The organism is Bacillus sp. FJAT-27245, assembly GCF_001273955.1.
Classification (GTDB): domain Bacteria; phylum Bacillota; class Bacilli; order Bacillales; family Cytobacillaceae; genus Bacillus_D.
On record NZ_LIGI01000002.1, the window covers coordinates 1 to 7687 of the forward strand.

Sequence of the window (7687 nt, forward strand, 5' to 3'; positions counted from 1 at the left end):
AATCCCGCAGGACAATTGGCTTCCTCGAATGGGCTTTGCACGAAGGAAATGCGATAGCATTTTCGAGGAGTCTACATGCCTGAGCTCCAATCAACGAGCTTCTCACACTAAAGGGTGTAATTTTTAGGTTCAACCTATATAGCAATAAAAAAATAAAAAATGAGTGCCGAATTTAGATGCAATTCGGCACTCATTTTTAAATTGTTGTCATAGTTTTAAAAGAATCGGTCGTCATTTCGTCGTTAAAAATAGAGAAAATAAATCAATCCTGCAAGGAGAATTCTGTAAATCGCGAACGGTACGAGCTTAATCCGGTTGATCAGCTTCAGAAAGAAGCGGATTGAAATTAGCGCGACGACAAATGCGGCAATGAATCCGGCGATAAAAAAGGGCAGTGCGTCAACGCTGAAGTACTGCCAATTTTTCAAAAGAGAAATGGCGCTTGCTCCCGCCATGATCGGGACTGCCATAATGAATGTAAAATCGGAAGCGGCGCGGTGGCTCATTCCGAGAAGGACGCCTCCCGCAATGGTCGAACCGGAACGCGAAAATCCAGGCCAAAGACCAAGGCACTGGAATAAACCAATTCCGAATGCCTGCTTGTAGCCAACTTGATCGACGGTTTCCGATTTCGGCTTTTTCGGGCGTACATAATCGGCGACGATCATCAGGATTGCCCCGAGAACCAGTCCAATGACAACTGTTTTGACAGAGAAAAGATATTCATCGATATACCCCTCGAACAATACGCCTGTGATTCCGGCGGGGAGAAGGCCTACGAAAATCTTTGGAAGGCTCAATTTTTCTCCGGCTGTCTCGGTAGGTGTTTTTTTCGAAAGGCCGAGCAGGTTCAAAATCCGTTCTTTAAAGACAATGACAACGGCGAGGATCGATCCAAGTTGGATGACAACCTTAAATGTGTTGGCGACCGGCGCGGAAAATAGCTCCTTTGAATGGAGCCACAGGTCATCGACGATAATCATATGGCCTGTGGAGGATACAGGCGCAAATTCGGTTAATCCTTCAACAATTCCAAGTATAAGCGCAACGATAATTTCCCAGAGATTCATTTTTAAAACTCCAATTCTAGCTGTATTATTTGTCTAAGAGTAAATGATAAAGGAATTTAGGTAATCAGACAAGGAAAAAGGAGAAGTAAATACAAAGTCAGTTAACATAATATAAATACAGTAAACAACCTTCCAATTCCCCCAAAAAAATTAAGTATGATAAAGTATGAAGAAAGAACATTTTGGGATTTCCGGGAGGGACATAGACGTTTTTGATATTTGGGCTTATTCATACTTGGATTGCTTAAGGGGGATCGGATGTTGCTCCTTTTGTAACCTTTCTGGGTGCAGCGATCTACATTATTGTAAGCATCCCGTATATTATGCCGCTTCTCTTGAGCAAGGATTCCGGAAAGATGTTCGCAGATTTGAAAAACCCCGAAATCCTTACTACCGGTATTTGTATTATCTTTTAAGCGGAAACAAGGATGCAGCAGCGTAAATTGCCAAAAAGTTGGAGGAGGGCCAAAAAAAAGAGATGGCGCTTGCCATGCTGTACTTGAAGGAGAAGCAATTCACGAAAGCAAGAGACCTTCTTTTTAACATGAAGGAAGGTACGTTTATACATTATTACCTAGCCGTAATTTCTCTTGAAGAAGGGGATGAAACGGGTTATTACAATCATCGCGCCAAAGTGATGGACAAAGATTACTGAACGTGCCTTGACATTGTAGAGCATGCGATTAAACGAGGCTTTACAAAATCCTTATCGCTTTTGGAGGCGCATATACTTAAATTAAGAGACGTAAAGTTATTATCTGCAATCCACTACAAGGATGAATTAGTAAAGAGAAAAAATACCGAGGGGGAGTAAGATGACTGGGTTTGGCGATGAATCATTTTTCTTTTCCATGATGCCGATTTTTTTCATTGTCATGTTCGTAATCGTTATTGGGGTCATATTCTTTGCAGTCGTCAAGGGAATTGGCGAATGGTCCAGCAACAACAAGCAGCCGCGCCTGACTGTGAAGGCGGTTGTCGTTTCAAAAAGGACGGAGGTTAGCGGCGGCTCCGGCGATTCTTCAGCCTCAACATGGTATTATGCCACATTCGAGGTGGAAAGCGGGGATCGAATGGAATTTGCGGTGAACGGCCGGGATTTTGGCCTCATCGCAGAAGGTGATGCAGGGAATCTGGATTTTCAGGGGACCCGGTACCATGGGTTCACTCGGATGAAAGACTTTGCCGCAAAAGACATGTAAAGCCAGTCCAGGCGGGCTGGCTTTACCTAAAGTTAAAGCATGGAACAGGGCCAGCCAAATGAAAATTCTCACCAAACGTCCATGAGAACCCTAGCCAATACCGCTTCGTGTGAAAATCTCTCACCAAACGCACCTCAAACCCTCCAAACTACGCAACAGAACTCAGCCATTAAACAGAATTGCAAACTTGGATGTGATTCCCATCATTTACACTGGCAATTTTTAAAGCGATAAATTATACTGAAAAGTAAGAATATTGTAAAATGAATTAGTTCCTTGGATGCATCAAAACACGTACTTTGTGGAAAAGTAAGCTGACAAGGAGGGAAACAGATGGAAATAAAACCACTTCATTATGATGGAAGCAATCACCCTGAAGCAAATATGGAGAGCGAGGCTATTTCGCAGCCTTTCGTCCTCACGGATGAGGCGAGGCTGAACATAGGGAAAAACCCTTACTCCCTTGACCAGGGCGAATAGCAGAAATTCCTGTTTGAATTGTTTCTGAAAGGCGGGCCTACAAGGATTTAGGGACAAAATAGCGGGAGGTAAATGTGGATGGAAAAGCATGAATTGATGAAAATCCTGGTGCTGATTGAATCTGTTTATCCAGAGTTTACGGTAAGAGCTGAAACGGTTGAAAACTGGTTTGCTGTTTGCCGGGAAATGGATTATTCGCAGGTGATGAAAAAGCTTTCCGCCCATATTAGAAAAAGCCCTTATCCCCCTTTGATGGCCGAAATCGCCGCGTACAATGAGAGCGATACTTTAAGCGGAAGGGAAGGCCTTCTTTTGGAAGAAGAGGGATGGATTCAAATGAAACATGACCGCTTCCTGCCAAAGGAGCCTCCACAATTGCCATGGCAGACTGAATATTTCGCAGGCCTGTAACATGTAACGTTGGATTGGGACGCCTGAAACAGGAGCATGTCGCATCCCACAATTTAATAACTTGGAATGATACCTAGGGCCTGCTTCCAAGCGGGCTTTTTCACATTTGTAAGTCCCTAAATGCAAATGGTCAACCGTTTGATTTTCATAATTCCATGAACTTCGGTAAAATAGGGCGGACAAGGTAAAATGGAGGATAATTCATGACGCTAAACGAAGAATTGTACGAATTTTTTATGGGCCAAACTTGGCAGCTTTCGGAAGATTGGTATGCAATGGTCGATGACAAAGACCCTTCTTCCGTTTATTCTTCCGACAATCCGGAAATTATTGCCGAACTGAAACGCCAGAACCAGGAATATTTCCTTAACTTCTATAAACTATTTACAAAAGGAGAGGAACATCTGCAAGGCGAATTCCGACAGTGGTCACAGGATTTGGCTGACGACGCGAAGCATTTGGACACACCGCTGCATTACGTGATCCGGGAATACATGAACAGCCAGAAAGTTGCGTTAAACTACATAAACCGATTCATTGAGGAGAATGAGGAGCGCGTAAGCCTGAAGCAGGCGCTCTCGTGGTACGAAACGACTATTAACGCTTTCAACCTTTCAATCGCGATATTCGTGGAAAGCTACCATAAAAATACAATGATTCGCCTGACTTCCCAAAACGATTTAATCAATGAATTGAGCTCACCGGTAATTAAGCTTCAAGGGAATTCCGCGCTGTTGCCGCTAATTGGGGACATTGACACGGCGAGGGCGAAAATCATCCTGGAAAACACCCTTATGCAATGCGTCGATCAAGGCGTTTCAAGCTTGTGCATCGACCTTTCAGGAGTGGCGATTATGGATACAATGGTCGCAAATGAACTATTTAACCTTATAAAAGCGCTGAAATTAATCGGCGTCCGCACAACCTTATCGGGAATCCGCCCGGAAATTGCACAAACAGCCATCCAACTCGGCCTAAAATTCGAGGAAGTGGCCATCCTGCCATCGCTCACCCAGGCGCTAGATACGATAAAAACAATAAACTGATTGTAAAATGGCCCCTTCTAAGGAAAGCAGAGGGGCCATTTATTATGAAGAAAGTAATTAATGCTTCCAAAATGGCCGCCAGTGCAAGGATGGCGAAAAACGCCGAAAGCATTGCAAAGGCGGCTGTTTTATTATGATGTCGGTTTGTTGCTAGCAAAGCCTATCTATCTGCTAGCAGTCCCTAGCCAACTGATAGGCTCCTCACATTCATAATTGATAGAGGTAAGGTTATTAATAATTAACGTGAAGCCGGGCATATTCCTGTTCTTTCGGTTTTCGGTTTTCGCTTTTTCGCCACGCCAATTCGCTTCTCCTTCTATACGCCTCCCACAAAAAATTAACCTTATGTTTATGATCACAACCGCGAAAATCAATTACAATGATAATACAACGAACAGAAAGTAGGAGCGAACCCGTGAAGAACATCCTGAAAGCCTGTGTTTGGCTATGCTTTTCTTTTTACATGGCCGTATTGTTTTATCTACTATTTTTCTCCTCTTATCGGACTGGCGTTAAAGGGATCGTCGATTACAACCTGATTCCGTTCCGCACAATCGAACGGTATTTTTCTTCCTGGAACGGTTTTGGACCAGGCATGGCCACGGATGAATTTTTCGGCAACATCTTTGCATTCTTTCCATTCGGTTTTTTCCTACCCCTTCTTTTTGGAAAATTGGCCACCCGGGCCAGGATTGCGACTTGTTCATTTATGCTTTCCCTTTCCGTAGAAACTGCCCAATTCGCTTTCGCGGTCGGAGCGTTCGATGTTGACGACCTGATTCTTAACACATTTGGGGGAATGATTGGATACGGAATGTACGCTTTGGGCAAAAGCATTTTTACAAAAAACAAAAAAATCCCTTTACATTGATGCTGCATTCATTGTAGTATTTCTATATACCTAACAAACCTAGGTAGGTGAAAAAGATGTTCAATCGTGAACTTGTTAAAGGAAGCACATCGCTTTTGCTCCTGCAGCTGCTCGCGGACAGGGATATGTACGGGTATGAGCTCGTCAAGGAACTCGAAGCAAGGAGCGGCAACGGTTTTACCGTGAAGGAGGGAACCCTCTACCCGGCGCTCCACAAGCTTGAAAAACAGGAATATGTAGAGTATTACTGGCAGGAGCAGGAAAAGGGCCCGGCCAGGAAATACTACCGGATTACGGAAGAAGGCAGGGAGCTGCTGAAAGAAAAAACACGTGAATGGCAGGATTTTGTTCAAATGATGAACAAAATGATTGGGAGAACGGACCATGGAACAGCTGAAGAATGAATTTCTAAGTGAACTTGGACGAAGGCTTGGATCCTTTAGCGAAAAGGACTCCATCCTTCTTGAATACGAGTCGCATCTAGATGAAATACTGGTCGAATACATGTCATCCGATGAGGAAGAAGCCAGAAACTTTTTGTACCAAAGGCTCGGAAGCCCGGAAGAAATCGCCGCCATGTGGAAAGAAGAACTCACTGTCACGCCGAGCAATATGAAGTGGTTATTCGTCCTCCTGAACGTCTTTCTATTTGCCGGCGGGGCAGCGTTGACGGCGGCTCACAATGTTTTGGAATGGGAATGGCTCGCTTTTGTGTGGAGCTGCCTGACATCGATACCGTTCATTATCGCATTTGTGTACATATTCTTTTGGGCGCTGCTTGGCTATGAAATAGGACGGAGTTTCGGGCATAAGGGGAGGTCACTTGTCAAAAAAACCTTTTTGCTTGCGCTTATCCCGAATTTGGCACTAATGGTTTTAACTGTAACCGGAGTGATTCCTCATGAGTGGTTCCATCCGCTTTTAACCAAAGCCTTTATTACAGCTTGTATCGTCATGACTGCCGCGCTGTATCCTATTTGCCTTTTTGCATACAAATGGGGACGCAGGGCTTCGGTATAAGCTTTTTTTACTCGTATACCTAGTAATTCTATATACAAAGAAGTACTATACTATTGGAGGGAATATCATGGTTTTAAGAATGAGGAAAGTGGATTGGATTTTTTTGGCGCTCTGCCTGGGTATTGGAATTTTGGCGGAGGAAGCTTTTACAAGAAGCCAAATAGGCATTTCGTATTTTGTATTCATAGCGGCATTCTATTCGGCCTTTTTCTGGAGGTTCCGCGGCTTCCCGTTCAGAAATCAGCGCCTTGGCTGGCTATTGCTCGGTGCTATCTGGCTGCTGTCGGCAAGTTATTTCCTGTTTGATTCTGACGTATTCTATGGATTGAATCTCCTGGCCATCCCAGCGCTTGTTGTGATTCACATCGCCCTCATTACAGGCCCGAAGCAAGTGAACTGGGCGCATCCCGTATTCCTCGCCTATATTCTTAGAAGGATTGGCGGAGCGATTGCATATAATGCGGGGGTTACTAGGTTGGTTGGGCGGCTTGCCATCCGGAAAACAGGGGGAGGAAAAGGAATTGTCGCCAAAAAGATCCTGATTGGCGCCGCTCTTTCCATTCCTGTGCTTGCCGTTGTCCTTAACCTTCTCATTTCCGCCGACAGCCAGTTCGAACGGATTTTATCGGGATTTCCGGATTGGTTCAGTATTAGCGGAGAAACGGTCTTCCGAATTGTGGCGGCGCTGTTTTACACGTTTGTGTTTTTCGGCTACATGCAGGTGAATTTAAAAAGAAGGCTGGAAATCCGTGAATTGAAAACAAGCGGATCAACCGCGGGAGTCGATCCGGTTACGGCTTTGACGGTCCTTATCCTTCTCGACGCTGTTTATGTCCTGTTTGTCGGGGTCCAATTCAAATACTTTTTCAGCGGGACGCTTGGTGAAGGGTTTACGTATGCAGAATATGCGCGGCGCGGCTTTTTCGAACTGATTTTTGTCTCTCTCATCAACCTGACCGTAACGGTATCCGTCCTTACTTTTTCCAAAAAAAGAGGGGAGCGCCTTTGGAGAACAGTGCAGGGGGCGTTGGCGATTCTTGTGGTGGCAACCGGGGTCATCCTAACCTCCGCGTTCATGAGGCTCATGATGTACGAAGAAGCTTACGGCTTTACGTTTACACGAGTGCTTGTACATTCTTTCATGATTTTCCTGCTCGTCATTTTTTGCTACACTTTTGCGAAAATATGGCTTGCAAGGCTGTCTCTGCTGCATTTCTACTTCATTTCTTCACTTGTTTTTTATACGGCAATCAACGTTGTCGGCATCGACCATATTGTTGTTGACCGCAACCTTGAAAGATATGCGGAAACGGGAAAAATTGACCTCCGTTATTTGGCGAACATGTCCGACACCGGGACACTCGGTTTGATAAAACTGTACCGCGAACAGCCTGAAGTTCCGGGACTTAAGGAACTGCTTTTGGAAAAGAAACAAGCCTTACCGGGAAAAGATCGCTGGCAATCGTATAACCTGACAAGGTACAAAGCGGAAGACGCATTGAAGGAACTTCAGCTGGGGCAATAGTGGAGAGGGTGTGATGTGAGGGTGATTTATGGCTGTAGTTTTGTGGCGGAAGATAGTAGGGG

Annotated in this window: 10 protein-coding genes; 9 read left to right on the top strand and 1 reads right to left on the bottom strand. The window is 44.7% G+C overall.

Going from position 1 to position 7687, the window contains the following annotated elements; all coding sequences use genetic code 11:
* Positions 1–242: 242 nt before the first annotated feature.
* Positions 243–1070 (bottom strand): undecaprenyl-diphosphate phosphatase, encoded by an 828-nt coding sequence (locus ADU24_RS22305; RefSeq protein ID WP_053369052.1) that lies wholly within the window; start codon positions 1068–1070, stop codon positions 243–245.
* 478 nt (positions 1071–1548) lie between these two features.
* Between ADU24_RS22305 and ADU24_RS23235 the strand changes: the two genes are divergently transcribed.
* The 9 genes from ADU24_RS23235 to ADU24_RS22340 all read left to right on the top strand — a co-directional run bounded on the left by ADU24_RS23235 (position 1549) and on the right by ADU24_RS22340 (position 7625).
* Positions 1549–1725, top strand: a complete 177-nt coding sequence (locus ADU24_RS23235) for a hypothetical protein (RefSeq protein WP_156324713.1) — start codon at positions 1549–1551, stop codon at positions 1723–1725.
* A 160-nt stretch (positions 1726–1885) separates the two neighbouring features.
* On the top strand, positions 1886–2272 hold the full coding sequence (locus ADU24_RS22310) for a DUF2500 domain-containing protein (RefSeq protein ID WP_053369053.1): 387 nt from the start codon (positions 1886–1888) through the stop codon (positions 2270–2272).
* Between the two features lie 333 nt (positions 2273–2605).
* On the top strand, positions 2606–2752 hold the full coding sequence (locus ADU24_RS23460; protein WP_197277585.1) for a hypothetical protein: 147 nt from the start codon (positions 2606–2608) through the stop codon (positions 2750–2752).
* Between the two features lie 78 nt (positions 2753–2830).
* Positions 2831–3163: a replicative helicase loader/inhibitor gene (locus tag ADU24_RS22315; RefSeq protein ID WP_053369054.1), complete on the top strand. Its 333-nt coding sequence runs from the start codon at positions 2831–2833 to the stop codon at positions 3161–3163.
* A 203-nt stretch (positions 3164–3366) separates the two neighbouring features.
* The gene (locus ADU24_RS22320) at positions 3367–4209 is read left to right on the top strand and encodes an STAS domain-containing protein (RefSeq protein ID WP_053369055.1); all 843 of its coding nucleotides are present in this window, start codon (positions 3367–3369) and stop codon (positions 4207–4209) included.
* A gap of 415 nt (positions 4210–4624) precedes the next feature.
* A complete protein-coding gene (locus ADU24_RS22325; RefSeq protein WP_053369056.1) occupies positions 4625–5080 on the top strand; it encodes a VanZ family protein in 456 nt (151 codons plus the stop codon).
* Between the two features lie 56 nt (positions 5081–5136).
* Positions 5137–5484, top strand: coding sequence for a PadR family transcriptional regulator (locus tag ADU24_RS22330; RefSeq protein WP_053369057.1), 348 nt, complete (start codon positions 5137–5139; stop codon positions 5482–5484).
* Entirely contained in the window at positions 5465–6100 is a 636-nt protein-coding gene (locus ADU24_RS22335) for an HAAS signaling domain-containing protein (RefSeq protein ID WP_053369058.1), read from the top strand. Before ADU24_RS22330 ends, ADU24_RS22335 begins: the two co-directional genes overlap by 20 nt.
* Before the next feature lie 67 nt (positions 6101–6167).
* Positions 6168–7625: a DUF4153 domain-containing protein gene (locus ADU24_RS22340; RefSeq protein ID WP_053369059.1), complete on the top strand. Its 1458-nt coding sequence runs from the start codon at positions 6168–6170 to the stop codon at positions 7623–7625.
* Positions 7626–7687: the final 62 nt, after the last annotated feature.

Bases quoted from the DNA above. Each gene is read 5' to 3' on its own strand.
- ADU24_RS22305 (WP_053369052.1), bottom strand. From the start codon at position 1,070: ATGAATCTCTGGGAAATTATCGTTGCGCTTATACTTGGAATTGTTGAA.
- ADU24_RS23235 (WP_156324713.1), top strand. From the start codon at position 1,549: ATGGCGCTTGCCATGCTGTACTTGAAGGAGAAGCAATTCACGAAAGCA.
- ADU24_RS22310 (WP_053369053.1), top strand. From the start codon at position 1,886: ATGACTGGGTTTGGCGATGAATCATTTTTCTTTTCCATGATGCCGATT.
- ADU24_RS23460 (WP_197277585.1), top strand. From the start codon at position 2,606: ATGGAAATAAAACCACTTCATTATGATGGAAGCAATCACCCTGAAGCA.
- ADU24_RS22315 (WP_053369054.1), top strand. From the start codon at position 2,831: ATGGAAAAGCATGAATTGATGAAAATCCTGGTGCTGATTGAATCTGTT.
- ADU24_RS22320 (WP_053369055.1), top strand. From the start codon at position 3,367: ATGACGCTAAACGAAGAATTGTACGAATTTTTTATGGGCCAAACTTGG.
- ADU24_RS22330 (WP_053369057.1), top strand. From the start codon at position 5,137: ATGTTCAATCGTGAACTTGTTAAAGGAAGCACATCGCTTTTGCTCCTG.
- ADU24_RS22335 (WP_053369058.1), top strand. From the start codon at position 5,465: ATGGAACAGCTGAAGAATGAATTTCTAAGTGAACTTGGACGAAGGCTT.
- ADU24_RS22340 (WP_053369059.1), top strand. From the start codon at position 6,168: ATGGTTTTAAGAATGAGGAAAGTGGATTGGATTTTTTTGGCGCTCTGC.